Genomic DNA, 20,659 nt, shown 5'->3' with positions numbered 1-20,659 from the left:
TCAGACTTCGACGAGCCGCTCCACAAAAAACTCTAAGTGTCCGCGGGGAGATGAAGGCAGCGGCCAGCTCTCAACCTTGTCAGCCAACGCTTTGATCGCAAGTGAGGCTTTGGCCCGGGGATAAGCATCCAGCACCGCCCTCTGGCGCTGAACCGCTTTCTTCACAGCTTCGTCGTAAGGCACCATACCCACATACTGTAATGCCACATCTAGGAAGCGCTCAGTCACTCGGGTAAGTTTTTCAAATAGATGGCGGCCTTCCTGCTCATTGCCCACCTGGTTGGCAAGGATGCGGAAGCGGTGGGTGCCGTAGTCACGATTCATCAATTTAATGAGGGCGTAGGCGTCGGTAATGGATGTTGGCTCATCGCAAACCACCAGCAGCAGTTCTTGAGAGGCCCGCAGAAAGCTCACAACCGACTCTGAAATACCGGCAGCGGTATCTACAATCAACACATCGATTTGATCACCCAGTTCGCTGAACGCGTTGATCAGCCCCGCGTGTTCCATGGAGCTGAGCTGAGTCATACGCTGAGTGCCGGACGAAGCCGGAACAATCTTGATGCCACACGGCCCATCCACCAGAACGTCCCTGAGATCGCATTTGCCCGCTAGGACATCCTGCAGGGTGTTGTTAGCCGTGACGCCAAGCAGCACATCAAGGTTACCAAGACCAAGGTCGGCATCGAGCAAAACAACACGACGACCCTTCTGGGCCAGAGCGATGCCAAGGTTGACCGAAATATTACTCTTGCCAACCCCGCCTTTGCCGCCGGAAACCGCTATTACCTGTACCGGATGTGCTTTGCTCATACTATTTATTATCTCTTGCCACGTTTAGCCGGATTTCATTTATAGCCGGGTATAACTTCGATATTCAGAGCCTTAGGCCATTTCGCGCGGGCGCTCTGTGCCAGGCACTCTCTGTGCAGCTGCCTGTTGCTGAAGCATTTTCAGGCGCTCGACCGCCAAGCGTACAAGCGGAACAGCTTCAGCATGATGCAGATCTCCCGGGATCTTCTGCCCATCTGTGTAATAAGCCACCGGCAACCCGGTTTCCATCACAAAGCCCAGAGATTCGCCTAGAGTTAGGCCTTCGTCAATTTTCGTTATCACGCAGCCCGTTAGATTAGCCATCTTATAGCAATGCCAGACGGATTTCATAATACGCGGCTGGCTGGTTGCGGAAACTACTAGGTGCGTGCGCACGTTGTGGTGACTGCGGGCCAGCTCTGTCAGCTGCTCCTGATAGCCTTTGTCAGAACTGGTTAGCCCTGCCGTATCAATTAGTACCAGATGGCGGTCCGACAACTCATCAAGAATATCATCCAGGGTGTTGCTTTCGTCCACCACCCGAACTGGTACGTTCAGAATGCGACCAAACACGAAAAGCTGCTCATGCGCCGCAACCCGGTAACGGTCTGTGGTGACCAGTGCCACGGAATCGGCGCCGTACTTCAGTACATAACGGGCGGCCAGCTTGCCAATTGTGGTGGTCTTGCCGGAACCCGTGGGGCCGACCAACGCATAAACACCGCCTTCGTCTAGCCACTCTTGGTGGGGCGTGCGTAAGCCGGTGACGAGCATTTTCAAGGACTGTTTCCAGCCATCATCCAGCTTTCCGCCCTTGTGGCGACGGGAAAGCGAGCCTGCCAACTCCGAGCTCAGGCCAAACTCTTGCAACCGTTCTGCTAGCCGTTGCTGAACCGCACTGACGCCGGTTTTTGCTGGCTCACTATGCTGGCCACTCATGAGATCCCGCAATGAGCTGATTTCTGCACGCATGCGAGCAAGCTCATCGGAATAGTCTGTATGACTGCTGACGCCAGAAGAAACCGGCTCATCAAAACTGCCATTCACCGCTTGGTGCAAATCTGCAAATGACGCTTCAGAATAGCCCTGGCTTCGCTCGGCCCGATTTTCGCGCACGTCACGAATGCGGGAACGGGAGCGGCTTAGCTCATCTTCCAGCCGGCGGTGACGCTCTGCCTGCATTTCAGCAAGGCGAGCACCATTGGTGGCTTCGCTGGCCTCCTCGCCCAGACTCTGCCGCGCCATATTTTCGTCATAATCCAGTGCCGTAACAATTTCAACGCCATCGTCTACCCGGCGGTTAGAAAGGATGACAGCATCGGGACCCATCTGTTCACTGACTTGCTTCAGTGCTTGGGCCATGCTTTTGGCAAAAAAACGTTTCACTTTCATGATATTGCATCCTCCACCGGCAACGCTGTACCCGCGCTGTCCGTTCTTTCATCCGCGTGCTTATTGGCCCACGGACGCCACGATCGTAATTTGCTTGTTATCCGGTATTTCCTGGTAGGAGAGCACGTGCAGCCGCTCCACACCGAAACTTGCAAACTTTGCGAGCACCGGCCTTAAGGGGCCAGATACCAGCAGGATGGCGGGTTTACCAAGCACTTCCTGGCGCTGAACGCTGTCTTGCAGAGAGCGCTGCAGCTTTTCCACCATATTCGGCTCCAGAACCATGCCTATATCCTCCTGGCCGCCAGATTGTTGACTCTGCTGAACAGACTTAAGCAATAACTGTTCCAGATCTGGATCTAAGGTAATAACAGGTATCTCCGGATCACTGCCACAGATGCTCTGAATAATCATCCGTCGCAGCGCCTGACGCGCCACAGTGGTCAGCAGCCTTGGGTCCTGACTCTTGGGGTGCACGTTCACCATGGCTTCGGCAATGGAGCGCATATCCCGAATGGGCACCTCTTCTTTGAGCAGGTTCTGCAGCACCTTCAACAGCAGGCTGATGGACATCGTGGTTGGCACCAGCTCTTCCGCCAGCTTAGGCGAAGCTTTTTCCAGCTGATCCAGCCATTTTTGAACTTCTTCGTGGCCCAACAATTCATGAGCATGTTTTTGCAGTACCTGGTTCAGGTGCGTAGCCACCACGGTGCTGGCATCCACCACCGTATAACCCAGCGTTTGGGCTTGGTCTTTTTTCTCTGGCTCAATCCAGCTCGCATCCAGACCAAAGGCGGGGTCCTTGCCTTCAATACCTTCTATTTTTCCGAACACTTGGCCTGGGTCGATTGCCAACTCGCGGTCGGGGTGAATGTCTGCCTCTGCGATGGTTACGCCCATCAACGTGATGCGGTACACATTGGGCATGAGGTCCAGGTTGTCGCGAATGTGTACGGAGGGCATAAGGAAGCCCATGTCTTGCGACAGCTTTTTACGCACGCCCTTTATACGGCTTAACAGTTGCCCACCCTGGGATTTATCAACCAGTGGTATAAGGCGGTAGCCGACTTCTAACCCGACGATATCCACCGTTGCCACGTCGTCCCAACCCAGCTCCCGGGTTTCTCCCGGCGCAGGTAACTGGCGGCCGGGGTCGCCACCGGCATCACCGGCCAGCGGTGCATCACGGCCCCCAGAGCCGGCCAGAGCACCGGCGCCTCGACCGGGGAACGCACCTCCATCTTCCACGGTCTGCCTATCTTTATTCCAGATAAACCAAGCGCCTGCGGCAGCGAGACCCCCAAGCCCAAGAAATGCCACATGGGGCATCCCAGGAATCAAGCCCAGGAGAATAAGAATGCTCGCCGCAATCGCCAGAGCCTTGGGCGCATTGAACAGCTGCTGAAGAATCTGCCCGCCCATATCCTGGCTGGTACTCACCCGGGTAACCATGATCGCAGCAGAGGTAGAAAGCAGCAGTGACGGAATCTGGGCAACCAAGCCATCACCTATGGTGAGCAGCGCGTAGCGCTCCATGGCGAGGCCGAAATCAAGGTCGTGCTGGAGCATACCAATGGCGACACCCCCAATAATATTGATGGCCAGTATCAACAGGCTAGCAACGGCATCACCCTTCACAAACTTGGAGGCACCGTCCATGGAGCCGTAGAAATCTGCCTCCTGTGCTATATCCTCACGCCGGAGCTTGGCTTCATCCTGATTAACCAGGCCCGCGTTCAGATCGGCATCAATAGCCATCTGCTTGCCCGGCATTGCATCTAGGGTAAACCGTGCGCTTACCTCCGAAACCCGGCCCGCACCTTTTGTGACCACCAGGAAGTTAATGATCATCAAAATGGCGAACACCACCAAGCCGACCGCGTAGTTGCCACCGATCAGAACCGCACCAAAAGATTCGATAACCTTACCCGCAGCATCGCCCCCCTCGTGCCCTTCCAGCAGCACAATCCGGGTAGAAGCCACGTTGAGCGCCAGGCGCAACAGGGTTGCCACCAGCAACACGGTTGGGAAGGACGCAAATTCCATCGGCCGCAGTGCGTAAACGCACACAAGCAGAATGACAATCGAGAGCGTAATGTTGAACGTGAAGAATACGTCCAACAAAAAGGCGGGCATGGGCAGTATCATCATGCCCAACAAACCCATCAACATAATGGGTACGCCGAGGTTGCCACGCGTCAGGAATTTGACGTTATTAAGGAGTAAAGCTTTGTCCATACCCTAAGCATCTCCGATTCACTGTTTCTGAAGGCGTTTTGAAGGTCGAGATTCTGACGCCAACGTGTCTTTCACTGTGTTACCGCAAGATCCATACCACTGTGTTCCGTTTTTCGTTCGAGAGGTGGCTTGGCCTGCCTGACTCACCTTGTAAGATGCGGTATCCTTGCGCCGCTTAAAAGCGATACTGAATCCCACAACCCCAGACCCAAAAACAGGTGAGCCCATGCCGATCCACGAGGTAAAACACCCCCTGATTCAACACAAACTCGGCCTAATGCGCCGTGCCGACATCAGCACTAAGAACTTCCGTGAACTGGCACAGGAAGTCGGCGCGCTGCTCACCTACGAAGCCACGAAGGATTTCAGCCTTCAAGAAAAGACCATTGAGGGCTGGGCCGGGCCGGTGACTGTGGAACAGATCCACGGCAAGAAAATCACCATCGTCCCCATCCTGCGGGCAGGCCTGGGTATGTTGGATGGGGTTCTGAGCCTGATTCCTGTAGCAAGAGTAAGCGTGGTGGGCCAGATTCGTGATGAGGAAACTCTGGAAGCCAGCACCTATCTGGAAAAGCTGGTCGGTGAACTAGACCAGCGTATGGCGCTGATCGTTGACCCGATGGTTGCCACAGGTGGTTCGATGATTTCCACCATCGACGTACTCAAGAAAGCCGGCAGCACTGAAATTCGTGCGCTGGTGCTGGTGGCGGCGCCAGAAGGCATTAAGAACGTGCTAGACAAGCACCCTGATGCGTCCATCTATACAGCGTCTGTAGACGACTGCCTGAATGAGAAAGGCTATATCCTGCCCGGGCTTGGTGACGCCGGCGACAAAATATTCGGCACCAAGCAAAAGGACGTTTGATCATGGAAGACCATACTAACGACTCAACTTGGAAACAGGCGCTCGCTGGCTCACAAATGCTGCTTGTGGCCTTTGGCGCACTGGTGCTTATGCCACTGCTCACCGGCCTCGACCCCAACGTTGCGCTCTTTACCGCTGGCCTTGGCACGCTGATTTTTCATATTGTAACCGGGGGTCAGATTCCGATCTTCCTGGCCTCATCCTTTGCGTTTATCGCACCGGTTATTGCTTCCAAGGGTAGGTTCGGCCTTGAGGAAACCATGGGCGGGCTGATGGCTGCGGGTATTCTTTATATCCTGCTTAGCGGCGCAATACGGCTGCGCGGCACCGGCTTTGTAACGCGCCTGCTGCCCCCTGTGGTTATCGGGCCGGTTATTATGGTGATTGGCCTAGGGCTGGCGCCACTCGCGGTACATATGTCTTCGGGCCGCACCGGCGATGGGAGCGTGCAGCTAATCCCGCAGAACACGGCACTTTGGATTGCGATGATCTCGCTGACCGTGACCATTGTTGCGTCAGTCTGGTCCAAGGGTATCTTCCGGCTGATTCCGATCATGTTTGGTGTGATTGTCGGTTATATCCTGTCCGCTTTCGCAGGCATTGTTGATACCACCCCGATTCAGCAGGCGGCCTGGCTCGCGGTTCCCAACTTTGTGGCACCTGAGTTCAGCTGGGGCGCCATCCTGTTCATGATTCCGGTTGCCATTGCGCCGGCGATTGAGCATATCGGCGACATTCTGGCGATTGGCAATGTTACCCGCAAAAACTATCTCGAGAAGCCGGGCCTGCACCGCACGCTCCTAGGCGATGGCCTGGCTACCAGCGCTGCGGCTTTGCTAGGCGGGCCACCCAACACGACTTACTCTGAGGTGACCGGCGCGGTGATGCTAACCCGTAACTTTAACCCGAAGGTGATGTGGTGGGCTGCTTGCACTGCCATCGTGCTGGCCTTTGTGGGCAAATTCGGCGCGGTTCTGCAAACGATTCCGGTGCCGGTTATGGGCGGCATTCTGTGCCTGCTGTTCGGTTCCATTGCAGTGGTGGGTATGAGCACGCTGATTCGACACCAGGTGGATCTATCCCAGGCACGGAATCTGGTTATCGTGGGTGTGACGCTGGTGTTCGGTATCGGCGGCATGGTTCTCGGCCACCTTGAGGGTATCGCGCTGTGTGCGGTGGCCGCCATTATTCTGAACTTGGTACTCCCCGGCAGCCGGGATGCCTGGGGCAAGGCGATTTACGAGCACAAAGAAGACTAACAATAACTCCTATGGTGCCTTCTGGCGCTGGTGCATGTCTGTAGGCAGCCTATTATTTTGATCCCTGCAGGCTAGAAACCAAATCAAATATCCCGCCGCAAGTCCGAAGGTATTGGGAAGTCAGGCATACCAGGCTTCTCGCCGCGCCCCTTGCGGAACTGTCGGAGCTGGAACACGTATGCCAGCACTTGCGCGATGGCCATGTATAAGCCATCGGGGATTTCGTCACCTATCTCGCTGTTGTGATAAACAGCACGAGTTAACGGTGGCGTGCGAAGGATTTCGACTTTGTGCTCACGGGCGATTTCCATGATCTTGAAGGCGGTTTGATCATTGCCTTTGGCCACGACCATGGGCGCGCCCATGGAGTCGGGGTTGTACTTCAAGGCCACCGCATAGTGGGTCGGGTTGGTAATAACCACGTCGGCAGTGGGCACGTCCTGCATCATACGACGCTGGGACATTTCGCGTTGAAGCTGGCGGATTTTGCCTTTGACCTCAGGCTTGCCTTCAGAATCTTTGTGTTCGTCTTTAACTTCCTGCTTGGTCATCCGCAGCTTTTTCTGATGATCGAAGATCTGGAACGGCACGTCTATCAGCGCAATGATGATGGTGGCGCAGGAGAGCAAAAAGAAGCTCCAGCCCAGTGTCCAGAGTACGTGCTCCATGGCGGGCATCGCGGGCTCATCCGCGATTGAGAGCAGGTCTTCGGTACGGGCATTCAGTATGAGAATAGCTAGCGTCATAACCAGCCCGACTTTGGCGATGGCTTTGACCAGCTCAATCAGGGAGCGCGCGGAGAACATCCGGCCCAAGCCTTTCATGGGGTCCATGCGGTTAAGTTTAGGGGCTATGGCCTTGCCACTAAACAGCAAACCGCCTATGCCGATAGAACCGGCAATGGCGGCGATGATCAGGAGTAATAAGATTGGCGCAAGTGCCCAAGCGGCTTCTTTGGCGGAAGCCAACAGCTGAACACTCATGTGCCGGGTGTCGAATATGGCAGAGCGTTCCAAGGTGAAACTATCACGCATGATGGCTTCCATGGAGGCCCCCAGTTGAGTGCCAAACATCAATAGGCCGCCGGCGCCAGCGATCAATACGGCCATGGTGGCCAGCTCTTTTGATCGGGCAGTCTGACCATCCTCCTTGGATTTTTCGATCTTTTTGGGGGTGGCCTCTTCGGTTTTCTCCTGACTATTGTCGTCTTCAGCCATATTTTGACTCTTGGGGTATCAGGCTCGCTAAGGCTGTCCTTGCAAGCCCCTCATAAACTCAAAGGTTTGCCGGGTGTATTCTTGGAAGTGCGGCAAGAAATTGGCGTGCAGCACCCATATAGCAAACAATCCAAACATCAGGCCAATCGGAAAGCCTAACGCAAAAATGTTCATCTGGGGGGCCGCTCGGGTCATTACGCCAAAGGATATGCTGACGATGAGTACGGCGGTCACTGCCGGCAACGCTAGCAACATGGCGGAGGTGAACATCCAGCTTATACGGTGCGCCAACTCCCATACACCTACCTGGCCCAGACCTTCCATGCCAATAGGCATTGTTCGGAAACTTTCGATAAAGATTTCAAATGCCACAAGATGGCCGTTCATGGCCAGGAACAGCAAGGTGACAGTAATGGTGTAGATTTGCGACAGCACAGGTACGTTAACGCCGTTGGCAGGGTCGACCATGGAGGCGAAGCCCAGGCCCATTTGCATGGCAATCATCTGGCCGGCAACGACGAACAGTTGCCAGAGCGCAGTCAGAGCGAACCCCATACCTACGCCAATCAGAATCTGTTGCAAGGTAATGACAACCGCATCGGCGCTCAGGGCTTCAACCCGCGGCACTTCTGGGATCATGGGCACGATCAATATGGTCATTAACAGCGCAAGCCCCAAGCGCACCCTGGCAGGCACCAGTTGGGTACCAAAAATGGGAATGACCATCAAAAAGCTGGCCAAGCGGAACAGTGGCCAAAGATACTGCCCAACCCATTGGCCGAGCATATCTGCATTGATTTCCGCAGGGGTCATGAATTAGCCAATCAGGTAAGGAATACGGGAGATAAGTCCGTGCGCATAGTCCAGAAGCTTGGTCAACAGCCACGGCCCCAGGACAATGAGCGCGATGAGCGTTACCAACAGCCGCGGCAGAAAACTGAGGGTTTGTTCGTTAATTTGGGTGGCAGCCTGAAAGGTACTGACCACCAGGCCAATCACCAAGCCAGGCCCAATGATCACGGAGGCAAAGAGAACAATCATCCACAAGGCTTCCCGGATGATGTCGATAACGGTTTCCGGAGTCATGGCGCTCTCCTGTATTTGATAACCGGCCTATATCCCATAACTGGCAGCCAGCGTACCCATAATCAGGGCCCAGCCATCCACCAAAACAAACAGCATGATCTTGAACGGTAGCGAGATGATGATGGGTGACAGCATCATCATACCCATAGCCATCAGTACACTGGCGACAACCATGTCGAGAATCAGAAACGGTATGAACAGTATAAACCCTATCTGGAACGCCGTTTTAAGCTCGCTAGTTACGAAGGCGGGCATCAGAATCCAGAAAGAGACGTCCTGCGCTGTATCGTACTGAACGTCTGCAATACGCATGAATAGCGCTAGGTCGTCTTCTCGGGTCTGCCCCAGCATGAATTCCTTAAAGGGTGCACTGGCAAGTTCGACAGCTTCCAGAGACGTCACTTCCTCCTGCAGATACGGCTGTAGCCCCACCTGGTTAGCTTCTTCAAGTACTGGCTTCATGATAAAAATACTGAGAAACAAAGCTAGGCCGAGCAATATCTGGTTTGAGGGCGTGCCCTGCAGGCCTATTGCCTGCCGTAAAATCGCAAACACCACGATGATGCGGGTGAAGGAAGTCATCATCATCAGCATGGCCGGCAGGAAGGTCAGCGCGGTCATTAATGCCAAAATCTGCAGAGTTACCGTGTATTCCTCAACGCCTTCGCCCTCACCGGGCTGAACCGTAAACGCAGGGATACCCGGCAGGTCTGCGAACGCTAATGGCGCCCAGAATAGGCCTGCGAGCACAACAAAGAGCGGAATGGATCGTTTGAGTGTTGCCACCATCATAGGGCTAATCATTCCTTGTTCGGAGCCGTCCAGGATTTGCCAATCATACTTTGCAGGCGCTTAGCAAAGTCTCCGGTATTCGCATTGCTGGTATCCACAACCGGCTCCTCAAAGACCTGTAGCGTCCGTATTGCAGATGGAGTGATCCCCAAAAGTATCTGCTGACCACCCACTTCAATCAGGGCGATGCGCTCCCGGGATCCTATGGCCATCACGGAGACCACCTTGATGGCATTGTTATTCATACCTGTCATGCCGTTCATCCGGCGAATGATCCAAGCACAGCCATAGATAATCGCGATCACCGCCAGCAAGCCGGCACCTAGGCTAAGCAAGGTGCCCATAGTATCCGGAGCATTGCCCGTAGCTTTAACCGCCGCGCTCTGTGGGGCTTTAGCCGTTTCTTCTGCGATCACAGGTGCGACCAATAAGAACAGTGACGCACCTGCTGTTTTTATATACATATTATTTTTGCAGCCGCTTGATGCGTTCGCCCGGGCTGATCACATCGGTCAGGCGGATGCCGAACTTTTCGTTAACCATAACCACCTCGCCATGGGCGATGAGCGTGCCATTAACCAACACGTCCAGTGGCTCACCTGCCAACCGATCCAACTCAATCACTGAGCCCTGGTTCAGCTGCAGAAGGTTGCGAATGGGTATCTGGGTATTGCCCACCTCCATGGAGATGCTGACAGGAATATCCAGAATCACATCCAGATCTGGTGGTGTCCCACCGCCCGGAGTCGCCAAGTCGCCTTCTTCGAACTCTTCCATAGGCGCTGCACGCACATTACTGGCGGTGCTCTCACCAGAATCGTCACCGGCCTTTTTCGTAGCCTGAGCCGGCTCATCGTCCGGTGACTCTTCGGAGCCTTCATCACCGGACTCGTCCATGGCCGCTTCCCATTCTGCTGCCAGCTTTTCGTCCTCGCTCAGCTCCTGACCGTCTTTATTGTCGTCAGCCATTGCGTCCTACCTTCAGTTGTTTTTTAACCTTGGGGCGTGTCGCCCGCTCATGAATTCTCAGCGCCAGTTTTCCGTCTCGGGTTCCCATGGTTGCCGTATAAATAGGAATGCCGTTGGCGGTGACTGTCAGATACTCGGGCACCTCTACCGGTATAATATCGCCGGCTTTCAGCTTGGCGATATCTCTCAGGGAAATCCGGCGTCGACAAACCGTCGTATTTACCGGGACATCGACCTCTTTGATATCTTCCTGCAGCGCATCAACCCAGCGCTCGTCCACGTCATCAACGTCGCTTTGCACACCAGAATCGAGCACTTCTCGGATCGGTTCAATCATCGAATACGGTAAGGCGAAATGCAGTTCGCCACCACCACCATCCAGCTCTATATGGAACGTGCTGACCACCACCACTTCACTCGGGCTGACAATGTTCGCCATGGCCGGATTAACCTCAGAACTGAGGTATTCAAAATCCACCTTAAGAACCGCTTGCCACGCTTCCTGCATGTCATGGAAAACCTGGTTAAGCACCATCTGCACAATGCGTGTTTCGGTGGGGGTAAATTCGCGCCCTTCAATCTTGGCGTGCCTGCCTTCACCTCCGAAAAAGTTATCTACCAGTTTGAAAACCAGCTTGGCGTCGAGAACAAAAAGCGAGGTTCCCCGCAACGGGCGAATCTTGCACAGGTTCAGGCTGGTGGGCACGTAAAGGGTGTGGATGTATTCGCCAAATTTCATGATCTGGACGCCGCCAGTGGAGACATCGGCATTGCGGCGCAGCAGGTTAAAAAGGCTGATCCGAGTGTAACGGGCAAAGCGCTCGTTGATCATTTCCAGCGTAGGCATCCGGCCACGGACAATACGATCCTGACTGGCGAGGTCGTAATCTTTTATGCCGGTCCCGTCAGCTTCTTCATCAGTATCAACGTCACCGTCATCCACGCCGTGGAGGAGCGCATCAATTTCATCTTGTGACAGTAAATCCTGCATACTTTGTCCTGCCGCTGAAAAGCTTTGCCCTTGTGTGGGCTCTATTACACAACCTACTGCACCACGAAGTTCCTAAACAGCACCTGGTTAACTGCGGGCTCACCTTCCTGCTCCAGCACCTGATTAACCGTGGCCAGCATATTGTCAGCCAAACCCTGCCGGCCTTCCGGCGTCTGCAATTCCGTAAAGCTGCTATTACTAAGTTGCATCACCAACTGACTGCGTATCAAAGGCAAGTGCAGCTTGGCTGCAGTTAGTGCCTGCGGATCTGTTGCCCCGAAGGCCACGTAAGCCTGGACGTAACGTTGACGCCCCTCACCCTGAACCGTCGTTACCAGAGCTTTTTCGATTGCCAGATAAACGCTGGGTGTAAAGGACTCTTCTGCCACCTCACCTTCCGACCCGGCATCGTCACCCATTCCGGGTAGGCCGCCACCAATGAACCACAGGGTTCCCCCGACCGACAGGGCAACCGCCAGTATCACCACAACGGTAAGAAGGATGATGAGCTTCAGTTTACCTTTTTTGGCCGGTACTGCCTCAGCTGTGCTGTTTTCTGCCATAGTGTTTTCGCCAGAAATCCGTCAATGAAGGTCGTTTTCCATGACTTTTAAAGATTGACTGCAAAGGGCGGGCCAGAAGGCCCAACCCTCCACTCAGAACCGCAGTTTAGCGTCGCAAGGGGGGATGGGCAAACGGGGGATTAGCGAGTAATGCTCAGTTACGGCAATACCGCTCAGGCAAAAATATCGACGGCGCCGTTCCAACTCAGATCAAGACTGCCGGCCTGCATCTCCTCACCACCACCTTCGACAGCTGAAAGCGCAGTACCTGAGCCGGGAGAAGAACCTTCTCCGTCGCCTGTACCCTGCTCTCCCGACTGGTTCTGGGAGTTGCTGGAGACGTCGAACTGAGCTAGAGAAAGCCCCTGCTCACCCAGCATGTCACGAAGCCGGTGCGAATGCAGTTCCAGCTGATCCCGAACCACCGGGTTCGCAGTGTGGACAGTGATGCTGGCCTGATCGTTTTGGACGCGAACACGGACTTCCATCGGCCCCATGTCAGGCGGAGTGAGATGAATCTCAGCAACCGACAGATTTTTGGCTGTGAGCCAGCTGAGTTTTCCCATCAGTTTGTCCCCCCATTCTGCGTGGTTTACAGGCACATCCACCGATGTCGCGTAACTCCTCAGGGGCACTTGCGTTTCTGTCGCCAGTTTGCCGGAGGTGTTGGTGCTTTGCTGAGAAACCAAATCTATAGCGGATTCAAACCGGGTGCCGGTCAGCAGGCTGGAGGGGTCCTTGGCACCCGCTTTTTCTCCAGCTGCCGGCATTAGTTGCAAGCCGGCCATCAATCCACCTGTCCCAGCCTGCCCAGGCTTACCTTCAACAAGCCCCGCGCCCTGCATTAGTACTGGATTATTCGCGGCCAGGCCGGCTGCACCCCCGGCCACTGTCGCCTGCCCAGTGGCGGGCTGTAACAAGGCCTGCAACTGGGTAAAGGTCAGCGGAGTTGTTAAGGCTTCCATTTCAGGCGCTGTCTCCGCACCCTTCCCGACAGCCTCATTAACCGCCTCTTCAACAGCCACATGGCCTTCGTCCTTTGCGGCGGCCTTGCCGCCGTTGCCAGATTCGCCAGTTTTTCGGGCCGGCTCGGCCTGGCTCGCTGACTGCGCACTGTCTTCTTTTCTGGCGTTTTTGGCGTCGGCTTGCCGGGCCTCGTCATTACGTTCGGATTGCTGGCGATCGAGACGTTTCTGCTCCGCACGGGAGACGGAGTCGTACCGGCTTTCACCCGCACCACTGTCACGACCGGAACCGGTTTTTGGTGCACCGGCATCATTCTGCATCCCTGGCGCAGGAGTCTGGGGAAGAACCATCTGTGTCATGGCAACCTCTTGCCGCTTTTGATCCGTAGATGCCTGATTCAGTCCATTTCAAGACTGCTTTGCAGGCGGTTTCCAAAACAGTTGCAAAAGCAATGCCAGCCAGATTCTGTCGTTGCCTAATAATTTTATCCGGCGCCGCGCGCCATCAACGTGTGAAGGCCATCTATCACTTGCTGAAACTCCGCCTCAATGGCGTCCAGCAAGGGGGGCGCGTCACTCAGGCGTTCGTCCTGTCCGGTTTTTTCCGCTTCCCGACACAGCTCTCCAAGACGCGGAGCCCCGATGTTGATACAACTACCCTTAAAACTGTGGGCAGTCTTGGCAAAGGCATCTGCCTCCCCCTCATTCATCGCCGCCTTCAGGCTCTCGATTCGCTCACGTGAGTCTTTAAGATAGGTTTGGATCAGCATCTCAAACTCGTCTTCCATTACGTCCTGAAGCTCTGCCAGAGCTTCTTCATCAAGGTGTGGCTTATCAACCATGACCAACTCCCTTGTATCTGTTAAAAGTGCTAATTAAAGGTACCAATCATAAACGATTTCCACCCGATTCCCCTGTTCGTGAAACCTGATAGATTTCGCTAGCCGCTTTAACAAAGCCAAGCCCCGGCCCCCATAACGGGCGCCGCTCTGCGCCATCTCCGTGGATTGCAGTACCGGATGCCTCTGGAAATCAAACCCTCGACCGCTGTCTTCACAAACAATACTCAAACGCCCACCCCAGTGCATAAGTTCGTGATAAAAGCTGAACCGAATATAATGGCCGCTCACTCTGTCCAAGCGCGCGGCGCGCTCGAAATAGTAGCGATGCCCGGTAAACCTCTGTATTCCATTCATCAGCGCATCGAACGGATGCCCATCAGAGCCCGCGCTTTCGACCGCACGGCGCACGCCATCGGTCATTAACAACAACCGGTCACCGGGCTGAGATCTCACGGGTATCATTTCAGCGTTAAACTGCTCAGCATCTAGAATACCCAGCGGTAAATGTCGAGATGGCAGAATAGACCGCTCCGTACACGACCGAATCAACCACATATCGGGCAAGCCGCCATTCCAAATATTTAGTTGATTGAGCTCAAAATTCGCTTCAACCATAACAGCACAGCAGAACATCGTGCCCAAGACGCCTGAGCAGCGCCTTCAGTATCAGGTGGTCACTATCGTTGTCGTCCGCAATGAGTATTTTCAGGGGGCCACTTTCTGCTGCAGACTCTTCCATGAACGGTTCCAGCGGCCTGAGCAATCACCGGATGGTGAACAGCTGCTCGAAATTGGAAATGGTTAGAATTTTGCGGACATCGTTGTTGCAGTTCTCAATGGCTATGCTGGCATTGTCACCCCCGGCATAGTCCCTCAACAGGAGCAACATGCCTAGCGCGGAACTGTCGAGGTAAGTCGCGTCTGACAAATCCACAACATAGCCGCCGACATCTTTACCGCCATGCTCGTATGCATCGCGAAACGTCTGATGGGTACTGAAGTCAAAGCGCCCTTCTATTTTGATAATCAGGGTTTGACCGTCGTGACTGCTGCGGGTTTCAATCGGCATCCGCAAAACCTCCGGTGGTATTCGCTGAAGCATCTAGCTGCCATGGTTCACGCAGCCTGTTTGTATAAGGATAGCCCAGCACCGCCAGTTTGCATAAAATTACGATGGATTCAGCGCAAGTGTTAACGGCGGCGACGCGTAAAAGCACGGCCCGCCGCCTCATCGGATAGTTTCTGCTCCTGCAGATCCTGCGCCTTTGACTCTTGCTGACGACAGGTCGCGATGTATTTTTCCATGCCTCGCCGACGCTCCCAGGCTCGCTGCCACTCCTGCCGGCGGGTGTCAAAAACCGCCTCGACCTGGGCCAGCTGCTTTTGTTGTTGCACAATAACCTGATCAAGTTGCGCAATAAATGCCTGCCATGCCTGTAACCGGCTGACCTGCACCACGCCATGCTGGCTATTGCGAATTTGATCCCGGTACTCCTGCTGATAGCGATTTAAGTTTTTCACCTGTTCGCTATGCTGCTCCACCAGTTCACGGGCTTTGCCCATGTGCCCCAGCGCTTCCTTCTCTTTGCGCTCTTCCAGAGCAAGCACTACCCCCAGGCGTTGGGAACGCAACATCAACCATCACCTCGGTTGGCGCTGGCAGCCGCAGGATCAGGAACGGCAGATTTCCGGCGTTCTGGGGAGTACCGCTCGGGCACAACCGATAGCAGCCCCTCAATACTTTCTGGCAGCGAAGCGCGTTCGTTTAGATCCTGTTGCAGGAACTGGCGCATATTGCTGATATGGGCTATGGCAAAGTCGGTTTCCGGGTCGGAGCCTTTCACATAAGCGCCCACACTGATCAGGTCCCGCGCTTGCTGGTAGCGTGAATAAACCTGCTTGAAGCGCTGGGCACGGGCGAAGTGTTCGGTTTCTGTTACTTGCGGCATCACACGGCTGATGGAAGCCTCAACGTCGATGGCCGGGTAGTGCCCTTCTTCCGCCAACCGGCGGGAAAGCACAATGTGGCCATCGAGTATCGCCCTAGCTGCATCGGCAATAGGATCCTGCTGATCGTCACCTTCAGTCAACACGGTATAAAACGCGGTGATCGAACCGCCTCCGGGCAAGCCGTTACCTGTGCGCTCCACCAACTGCGGCAGTTTGGCAAATACGGAAGGTGGATAACCTTTGGTGGCCGGGGGCTCACCAACCGCCAGCGCAATTTCACGTTGGGCTTGGGCGTATCGAGTTAACGAATCCATCAGCAAAAGCACACGCTTGCCTTTGTCGCGGTAATATTCGGCAATCCGTGTGGCGAGCATGGCTGCTCGCAGGCGCATTAATGGTGAGTCATCAGCTGGAGAGGCAACTACAACCGATCGGGCCAACCCCTCCTCACCCAGAATGTCTTCAATAAATTCCTTAACCTCCCGGCCCCGCTCACCAATCAGCCCAACCACAGTGACATCGGCATCGGTAAACCGGGTCATCATGCCTAGCAGCATACTTTTACCAACGCCACTGCCGGCAAAAAGCCCCAACCGCTGTCCCTGGCCAACGGTCAACAAAGCATTGATAGCTCGGATGCCTACATCCATAGACTGCCGCACGGGGGCACGATTGAGAGGGTTAATGATTTCGCCGGTAAGGGGAACCCGGGCCTCGGCCTGAAGCGGCCCTTTACCATCGAGAGGTTCGCCACTGCCATCCACAACGCGGCCCAGCATAAGGGGCCCAACGGGAACACGGCTGGCAGAGGATAACGGAACCACCATGGCGCCTGGCTTCAGGCCTTCAATGGCGGTTAGCGGCATCAGGTATACTTTGTCATCCTCAAACCCCACAACTTCGGCTTCAACGGTACCCGTACCCTGACCTTTGATCACACAACGGTCACCCACTACCATAGGGCAGCCAACGCATTCCAGCGTCAGCCCTACCATTCGGGTCAGGCGGCCGGAAAGCTCGGGCTCTAGATCCGTGCGCAAGTAGGTCTGATATAGGTTCAGACGATCAGCCAGGGAGGTCGTCATCACGCTCGCCTTCGGTGGGGTTTTCTTCTATCGGGTTGTCTTCAATAGGGCTGTCTTCGTTCGGGGTGTTATCCGGCGTGCTCAGTACATCCCGTTGAAAGTCCGTCAGATCATCCATCGGGGAGCCCAGTTCTTCGGGCTCGTCGTTCTCATTGTCATCTATTTGCTGTTCTAACATGCTCTGCACAGCACGCTGAAAGCGTTTTTCAACGGTAAAGTCGACGAGGCTGTTACGGGTTTGAACCCGGCAGCCGCCAGGCAACACTTTATCATCTTCCACAACGGAGGCTGTCGCCTCAAAACGTTCCGCCACGTCACGAACCGCACTGTAGTCGTCTGGATGAACATAAATACGGACGTTCTCCGCCGTTGAGGGCAGTGCCTCAACCGCCCTGCGCACCACCTGCCGGATTTGTGACGAATCGATCGTCAATTCACGATAGACCACCGCCCGGGCGAGCACCATGGTGAGGTTTAGCAGAGAGGTTTCAAGCTCATCTTGGTGTTGGCGTATCGGAAAAAGCAGCTCGCCCAGCAACTGCTCCAGGCGCTCTAAGCTCGCGGTTACTTCAGTTTGGGTTTCATCGTAACCTTCACTCTGCCCACGCTCTCGCCCTTCAGCTAGGCCGGCTTCTAGCCCTTCCTTGTGGCCCTGTTCGTAACCTTCAGAGCGGCCTTCCTGCATACCCTGTTCCCGGCCTTCGTTCAGGCCATCTTCCCGCGCAGCTTCGCGAATCTCGGCGATATCTCCGGCTGTCAGAGGTTTGACACTAAGTTCCTCCTCACGGGCAACCTCGTTGCCACGGGCATCCAGCAATGGGAGCTCCCACCGTTCATAGGCGGTTAGCTGCTCTTTGGGGATACGATTGAGATCTTTGGAGGGGTCTTTCATCACATCATTTCTTCACCCGCACCGCCAAGCGTGATTTCTCCCGCTTCGGCCATGCGACGGGCAATGGTAATAATGTCTTTCTGAGCCGATTCCACGTCACTCACTTTAACCGGGCCTTTGGCCTCAAGGTCGTCTTGCAGCAACTCGGCAGCGCGCTTGGACATGTTTTTGAAGATCTTTTCCTGAACTCCATCATCGGCACCTTTGAGTGCGACAACCAGCACTTCTGAAGACACTTCTCGCAGCAGCGCCTGAATACCCCGATCTTCAATATCCTTCAAGTTATCAAACACAAACATGAGGTCTTCGATGGTGGTCGCTAGATCTGGGTCCATATCCTTGATGGAATCCAGCAGAGTGCCTTCAATACTGCGATCCATAAAGTTCATGATGTCCGCAGCACGCTTTACACCACCAATGCGGCTGGTCTGGGCCGCTGAACCGCCAGAGAACTGTTTCTCCAGAATGTCGTTCAATTCCTGCAGGGCCTGGGGCTGGATACTTTCAAGCGAAGCAACCCGCAGCATCACGTCGAGGCGTACTTTATTATCGAGGGTCGCAAGAATTTCGGCGGCTTGGTCAGGATCCAGATAAGAGATAACAATGGCCTGAATTTGGGGGTGCTCGTAGCGGATGATGTCGCCGACGGCTCTTGGCTCCATCCATTTCAGCGTATCCAAGCCGGTGGTATTGCCACCAATGAGAATGCGGTCGATCAGGCTGGCAGCCTTGTCGTCCCCCAAAGCCTGGGTGAGCATGGCACGGATATAGTCATCATTACCCACGCCCAAACCGGTCTGGCCACCCACAGCGTCCACGAACTGAGTTAGAACGTAAGAGACGTCATCTTTACTGACGTCTTTCATCTGGGCCATGGCAACACCCACCCGCTGAACTTCTTTCGGGCCCATATGCTTGAGCACTTCGGCTGCATCTGCCTCGCCCAGAGACATCAGCAGGATCGCAGCCTGCTCTACTCGCGGAATTTTCCGCTGAGACTTCTGTGGCGAATCACCGCCCGGCGGCACGGATTGGTCAGTCATCAACATTCACCCACTGGCGCATCACCTGAGAAACCCTCGCCGGGTCTTCGGCAATCAGGCCTTTAAGAGCATTCAATTGCCTATCATAACTGTCTGTGGCGCCCGGCAAAAGCAAGTCGTCCTGTGAGGACATGGCCTGGCGCAAGGCATCGTTGCCTCCCGCTCCTTCAAGACCATCAGAATCCGAGCCATCTCCACGCTCACGGCGCCCACTGCCAGACAAACTCTTTAGCGTCGGGCGCAGCAAGCCAAGCACCAGCACCAAGATAACTAAACCTGCCAATACCTGCTTCATCAGATCCCAAAACCAGGGCTGTTCCCAGAACCCCGGGGTTTCAAACTCAAATTCCTCTTCCGGCGCAAACGCGGTATTCATCACGGTAACGCTGTCGCCCCGAGCAGCAGAATAACCTACTGCATCCCGCACCAGCATGCTCAGGCGCTGCAACTCCTGCTCAGGCCAGGGCTCGTAGGTCACCGCGCCGGTATCCGGATTAACCACTTTCATATCGTCTACAGCGAGCGCAACGGTTATCCGTCTCACGCGCCCCATTTCCTGCCGGGTGTAGCTTACCGTGCGATCCATCTCATAGTTGCGCGTAGATTCTTTACGCACATTAACTGGCTGTGCCGGCGCTACGCCATCCGCGTCAACCGCCTTTGTATTTACCTGTTCTGGCACGGTAGCATTGGCAGGAGGCTGGTTGGACAATGCCCCTGGGATGCCGCCGTTGAAGCCGGCAACACGCTGTTCAGTCAAATTACGCTCACTGCGAACCGCTTGCTGTTCAGGGTTGAACAGTTCCTCAGCCTGCTCTACCGACGAAAAATCCAGATCTGCAGACACTTCTGCCCGATACCGGCCTTCGCCAACAATAGGTGCGATCAAAGAGGAAACACGGCGTGCCAGGCCATCTTCCACGCGCGAGGTGTACTCGTACTGATCCTGCATGCGCTCGCCATCGCCACGGCTTTCTTTCCCAGTCAGCAGGTTGCCATTTTGATCAACAACCGTGACATGGTCTTTATTCATCATCGGAATACTGCCGGCGACCAAGTTCACAATCGCTGCAATTTGCTCCTGCTCGGGGCGGCGCCCTGCAAACGTTTCGAGAAAAACGGAGGCCGTTGGATCACGGGCATCCCGAACAAATACGGAACGCTCCGGGATCGCCAAGTGAACCCTGGCAGCGCGAACGCCACGCATGCTGCTGATGGTGCGCGCCAGTTCACCCTCAAGGCCACGGCGATAGTTAACGGTTTCCATGAACTGCGACGTACCCAGCCCACGATCTTTGTCTAGCAGCTCGTAACCCATGGTCTTCTGATCTGTTACGCCCTCGGCAGCCAGCTTCAAGCGCGCATTGTAAACTTGATCGGACGGCACCAGCAGGGCGCCGGTGCGCGTATCCATTTTGAAATCGATGCCGTTGCTTTCAAGAATAGTGGTCACATCCTGAGGGTTGTACGCCGATAGATCCCCCACCACTGGCTGGTAGTTTGGCTCCTGGGCCCAGAGTACAACCGCGAGGCCCAGCGCAACGCTGGCAGCAAGCCCAACCATCAGGCCAACCTGACGTAGAAGGTTTAAGCGATTAAATCCCAGAAACAGGTCGCTGTTGCTCTCGGAGCTATCGCCACCCTGGGCGGCTGGCATGTTTGAGGAGGTTTCTGCGGGAACGCTGGCCATGTCTGTG

23 protein-coding genes and 1 pseudogene are annotated in these 20,659 nt (G+C 55.0%); 2 read left to right on the top strand and 22 right to left on the bottom strand.

Features of this window, described 5'->3' with window-relative positions:
- From CPH80_RS01810 to flhA, 3 genes are all read right to left on the bottom strand, one after another.
- Positions 1 to 813 carry a MinD/ParA family protein gene (locus tag CPH80_RS01810; protein WP_096275338.1) on the bottom strand — a complete coding sequence of 271 codons (813 nt, stop codon included), beginning with the start codon at positions 811 to 813 and terminating at the stop codon, positions 1 to 3.
- A gap of 72 nt (positions 814 to 885) precedes the next feature.
- Positions 886 to 2,205 carry a flagellar biosynthesis protein FlhF gene (gene flhF, locus CPH80_RS01805; RefSeq protein WP_096275337.1) on the bottom strand — a complete coding sequence of 440 codons (1,320 nt, stop codon included), beginning with the start codon at positions 2,203 to 2,205 and terminating at the stop codon, positions 886 to 888.
- Between the two features lie 60 nt (positions 2,206 to 2,265).
- Positions 2,266 to 4,443, bottom strand: a complete 2,178-nt coding sequence (flhA, locus tag CPH80_RS01800) for a flagellar biosynthesis protein FlhA (RefSeq protein ID WP_096275336.1) — start codon at positions 4,441 to 4,443, stop codon at positions 2,266 to 2,268.
- Between the two features lie 226 nt (positions 4,444 to 4,669).
- On the opposite strand from flhA, the gene upp reads away from it, so the two are divergent.
- Together upp and CPH80_RS01790 are read left to right on the top strand one after the other, a co-directional pair.
- Positions 4,670 to 5,308, top strand: a complete 639-nt coding sequence (gene upp / locus CPH80_RS01795) for a uracil phosphoribosyltransferase (protein ID WP_096275335.1) — start codon at positions 4,670 to 4,672, stop codon at positions 5,306 to 5,308.
- Between the two features lie 2 nt (positions 5,309 to 5,310).
- Complete coding sequence (locus CPH80_RS01790) at positions 5,311 to 6,567, top strand: uracil-xanthine permease family protein (RefSeq protein ID WP_096275334.1); 1,257 nt, start codon at positions 5,311 to 5,313, stop codon at positions 6,565 to 6,567.
- An 83-nt stretch (positions 6,568 to 6,650) separates the two neighbouring features.
- Here CPH80_RS01790 and flhB read toward each other — a convergent pair whose 3' ends face one another.
- From flhB to fliF, 19 genes and pseudogenes are all read right to left on the bottom strand, one after another.
- Complete coding sequence (gene flhB, locus CPH80_RS01785) at positions 6,651 to 7,784, bottom strand: flagellar biosynthesis protein FlhB (protein ID WP_096275333.1); 1,134 nt, start codon at positions 7,782 to 7,784, stop codon at positions 6,651 to 6,653.
- 27 nt (positions 7,785 to 7,811) lie between these two features.
- Entirely contained in the window at positions 7,812 to 8,597 is a 786-nt protein-coding gene (fliR, locus tag CPH80_RS01780; protein ID WP_096275332.1) for a flagellar biosynthetic protein FliR, read from the bottom strand.
- Positions 8,598 to 8,600: 3 nt separating this feature from the next.
- Positions 8,601 to 8,870: a flagellar biosynthesis protein FliQ gene (fliQ, locus tag CPH80_RS01775; protein ID WP_096275331.1), complete on the bottom strand. Its 270-nt coding sequence runs from the start codon at positions 8,868 to 8,870 to the stop codon at positions 8,601 to 8,603.
- Positions 8,871 to 8,897: 27 nt separating this feature from the next.
- Positions 8,898 to 9,662, bottom strand: a complete 765-nt coding sequence (gene fliP, locus CPH80_RS01770; protein WP_096275330.1) for a flagellar type III secretion system pore protein FliP — start codon at positions 9,660 to 9,662, stop codon at positions 8,898 to 8,900.
- An 8-nt stretch (positions 9,663 to 9,670) separates the two neighbouring features.
- Positions 9,671 to 10,126: a flagellar biosynthetic protein FliO gene (gene fliO / locus CPH80_RS01765; protein WP_096275329.1), complete on the bottom strand. Its 456-nt coding sequence runs from the start codon at positions 10,124 to 10,126 to the stop codon at positions 9,671 to 9,673.
- Position 10,127: 1 nt separating this feature from the next.
- Positions 10,128 to 10,631 carry a flagellar motor switch protein FliN gene (fliN, locus tag CPH80_RS01760; RefSeq protein WP_096275328.1) on the bottom strand — a complete coding sequence of 168 codons (504 nt, stop codon included), beginning with the start codon at positions 10,629 to 10,631 and terminating at the stop codon, positions 10,128 to 10,130.
- A complete protein-coding gene (gene fliM / locus CPH80_RS01755; RefSeq protein ID WP_096275327.1) occupies positions 10,624 to 11,622 on the bottom strand; it encodes a flagellar motor switch protein FliM in 999 nt (332 codons plus the stop codon). Before fliM ends, fliN begins: the two co-directional genes overlap by 8 nt.
- A 53-nt stretch (positions 11,623 to 11,675) precedes the next feature.
- Positions 11,676 to 12,185 (bottom strand): flagellar basal body-associated protein FliL, encoded by a 510-nt coding sequence (fliL, locus tag CPH80_RS01750; protein WP_096275326.1) that lies wholly within the window; start codon positions 12,183 to 12,185, stop codon positions 11,676 to 11,678.
- A 173-nt stretch (positions 12,186 to 12,358) separates the two neighbouring features.
- A complete protein-coding gene (locus CPH80_RS01745) occupies positions 12,359 to 13,510 on the bottom strand; it encodes a flagellar hook-length control protein FliK (RefSeq protein ID WP_096275325.1) in 1,152 nt (383 codons plus the stop codon).
- A gap of 125 nt (positions 13,511 to 13,635) precedes the next feature.
- Positions 13,636 to 13,992 carry an Hpt domain-containing protein gene (locus CPH80_RS01740; RefSeq protein WP_096275324.1) on the bottom strand — a complete coding sequence of 119 codons (357 nt, stop codon included), beginning with the start codon at positions 13,990 to 13,992 and terminating at the stop codon, positions 13,636 to 13,638.
- Between the two features lie 33 nt (positions 13,993 to 14,025).
- Positions 14,026 to 14,445, bottom strand: a complete 420-nt coding sequence (locus CPH80_RS01735; RefSeq protein ID WP_413772281.1) for an ATP-binding protein — start codon at positions 14,443 to 14,445, stop codon at positions 14,026 to 14,028.
- A pseudogene (locus tag CPH80_RS23250) lies at positions 14,446 to 14,607 on the bottom strand (hypothetical protein); the annotation flags it as partial.
- Complete coding sequence (locus tag CPH80_RS22875; protein WP_264754809.1) at positions 14,600 to 14,731, bottom strand: hypothetical protein; 132 nt, start codon at positions 14,729 to 14,731, stop codon at positions 14,600 to 14,602. The pseudogene CPH80_RS23250 and the gene CPH80_RS22875, both read right to left, overlap by 8 nt.
- A gap of 24 nt (positions 14,732 to 14,755) precedes the next feature.
- On the bottom strand, positions 14,756 to 15,061 hold the full coding sequence (locus CPH80_RS01730; RefSeq protein WP_096275322.1) for an STAS domain-containing protein: 306 nt from the start codon (positions 15,059 to 15,061) through the stop codon (positions 14,756 to 14,758).
- Between the two features lie 122 nt (positions 15,062 to 15,183).
- Positions 15,184 to 15,627 (bottom strand): flagellar export protein FliJ, encoded by a 444-nt coding sequence (gene fliJ, locus CPH80_RS01725; protein ID WP_096275321.1) that lies wholly within the window; start codon positions 15,625 to 15,627, stop codon positions 15,184 to 15,186.
- The gene (gene fliI / locus CPH80_RS01720) at positions 15,627 to 17,027 is read right to left on the bottom strand and encodes a flagellar protein export ATPase FliI (protein ID WP_096275320.1); all 1,401 of its coding nucleotides are present in this window, start codon (positions 17,025 to 17,027) and stop codon (positions 15,627 to 15,629) included. Before fliI ends, fliJ begins: the two co-directional genes overlap by 1 nt.
- Positions 17,008 to 17,919 carry a flagellar assembly protein FliH gene (locus CPH80_RS01715; protein ID WP_096275319.1) on the bottom strand — a complete coding sequence of 304 codons (912 nt, stop codon included), beginning with the start codon at positions 17,917 to 17,919 and terminating at the stop codon, positions 17,008 to 17,010. The genes fliI and CPH80_RS01715 overlap by 20 nt, the downstream gene beginning before the upstream one ends.
- Positions 17,919 to 18,962 (bottom strand): flagellar motor switch protein FliG, encoded by a 1,044-nt coding sequence (fliG, locus tag CPH80_RS01710; RefSeq protein WP_096281306.1) that lies wholly within the window; start codon positions 18,960 to 18,962, stop codon positions 17,919 to 17,921. Before fliG ends, CPH80_RS01715 begins: the two co-directional genes overlap by 1 nt.
- Positions 18,955 to 20,652, bottom strand: coding sequence for a flagellar basal-body MS-ring/collar protein FliF (gene fliF, locus CPH80_RS01705; RefSeq protein WP_096275318.1), 1,698 nt, complete (start codon positions 20,650 to 20,652; stop codon positions 18,955 to 18,957). Before fliF ends, fliG begins: the two co-directional genes overlap by 8 nt.
- Between the last annotated feature and the right edge of the window lie 7 nt (positions 20,653 to 20,659).

The sequence above is a fragment of the Marinobacter sp. LV10R510-11A genome (assembly GCF_900215155.1).
Classification (GTDB): Bacteria; Pseudomonadota; Gammaproteobacteria; order Pseudomonadales; family Oleiphilaceae; genus Marinobacter.
Note: the sequence above shows the minus strand (reverse complement) of the source record. Positions and strands in the feature narration are given on the sequence as shown.

What these genes read in the sequence shown, in the direction of transcription:
- CPH80_RS01810 (WP_096275338.1), bottom strand. Translation starts at nt 813, where the DNA reads ATGAGCAAAGCACATCCGGTACAGGTAATAGCGGTTTCCGGCGGCAAA.
- flhF (WP_096275337.1), bottom strand. Translation starts at nt 2,205, where the DNA reads ATGAAAGTGAAACGTTTTTTTGCCAAAAGCATGGCCCAAGCACTGAAG.
- flhA (WP_096275336.1), bottom strand. Translation starts at nt 4,443, where the DNA reads ATGGACAAAGCTTTACTCCTTAATAACGTCAAATTCCTGACGCGTGGC.
- upp (WP_096275335.1), top strand. Translation starts at nt 4,670, where the DNA reads ATGCCGATCCACGAGGTAAAACACCCCCTGATTCAACACAAACTCGGC.
- CPH80_RS01790 (WP_096275334.1), top strand. Translation starts at nt 5,311, where the DNA reads ATGGAAGACCATACTAACGACTCAACTTGGAAACAGGCGCTCGCTGGC.
- flhB (WP_096275333.1), bottom strand. Translation starts at nt 7,784, where the DNA reads ATGGCTGAAGACGACAATAGTCAGGAGAAAACCGAAGAGGCCACCCCC.
- fliR (WP_096275332.1), bottom strand. Translation starts at nt 8,597, where the DNA reads ATGACCCCTGCGGAAATCAATGCAGATATGCTCGGCCAATGGGTTGGG.
- fliQ (WP_096275331.1), bottom strand. Translation starts at nt 8,870, where the DNA reads ATGACTCCGGAAACCGTTATCGACATCATCCGGGAAGCCTTGTGGATG.
- fliP (WP_096275330.1), bottom strand. Translation starts at nt 9,662, where the DNA reads ATGATGGTGGCAACACTCAAACGATCCATTCCGCTCTTTGTTGTGCTC.
- fliO (WP_096275329.1), bottom strand. Translation starts at nt 10,126, where the DNA reads ATGTATATAAAAACAGCAGGTGCGTCACTGTTCTTATTGGTCGCACCT.
- fliN (WP_096275328.1), bottom strand. Translation starts at nt 10,631, where the DNA reads ATGGCTGACGACAATAAAGACGGTCAGGAGCTGAGCGAGGACGAAAAG.
- fliM (WP_096275327.1), bottom strand. Translation starts at nt 11,622, where the DNA reads ATGCAGGATTTACTGTCACAAGATGAAATTGATGCGCTCCTCCACGGC.
- fliL (WP_096275326.1), bottom strand. Translation starts at nt 12,185, where the DNA reads ATGGCAGAAAACAGCACAGCTGAGGCAGTACCGGCCAAAAAAGGTAAA.
- CPH80_RS01745 (WP_096275325.1), bottom strand. Translation starts at nt 13,510, where the DNA reads ATGACACAGATGGTTCTTCCCCAGACTCCTGCGCCAGGGATGCAGAAT.
- CPH80_RS01740 (WP_096275324.1), bottom strand. Translation starts at nt 13,992, where the DNA reads ATGGTTGATAAGCCACACCTTGATGAAGAAGCTCTGGCAGAGCTTCAG.
- CPH80_RS22875 (WP_264754809.1), bottom strand. Translation starts at nt 14,731, where the DNA reads ATGGAAGAGTCTGCAGCAGAAAGTGGCCCCCTGAAAATACTCATTGCG.
- CPH80_RS01730 (WP_096275322.1), bottom strand. Translation starts at nt 15,061, where the DNA reads ATGCCGATTGAAACCCGCAGCAGTCACGACGGTCAAACCCTGATTATC.
- fliJ (WP_096275321.1), bottom strand. Translation starts at nt 15,627, where the DNA reads ATGTTGCGTTCCCAACGCCTGGGGGTAGTGCTTGCTCTGGAAGAGCGC.
- fliI (WP_096275320.1), bottom strand. Translation starts at nt 17,027, where the DNA reads ATGACGACCTCCCTGGCTGATCGTCTGAACCTATATCAGACCTACTTG.
- CPH80_RS01715 (WP_096275319.1), bottom strand. Translation starts at nt 17,919, where the DNA reads ATGAAAGACCCCTCCAAAGATCTCAATCGTATCCCCAAAGAGCAGCTA.
- fliG (WP_096281306.1), bottom strand. Translation starts at nt 18,962, where the DNA reads ATGACTGACCAATCCGTGCCGCCGGGCGGTGATTCGCCACAGAAGTCT.
- fliF (WP_096275318.1), bottom strand. Translation starts at nt 20,652, where the DNA reads ATGGCCAGCGTTCCCGCAGAAACCTCCTCAAACATGCCAGCCGCCCAG.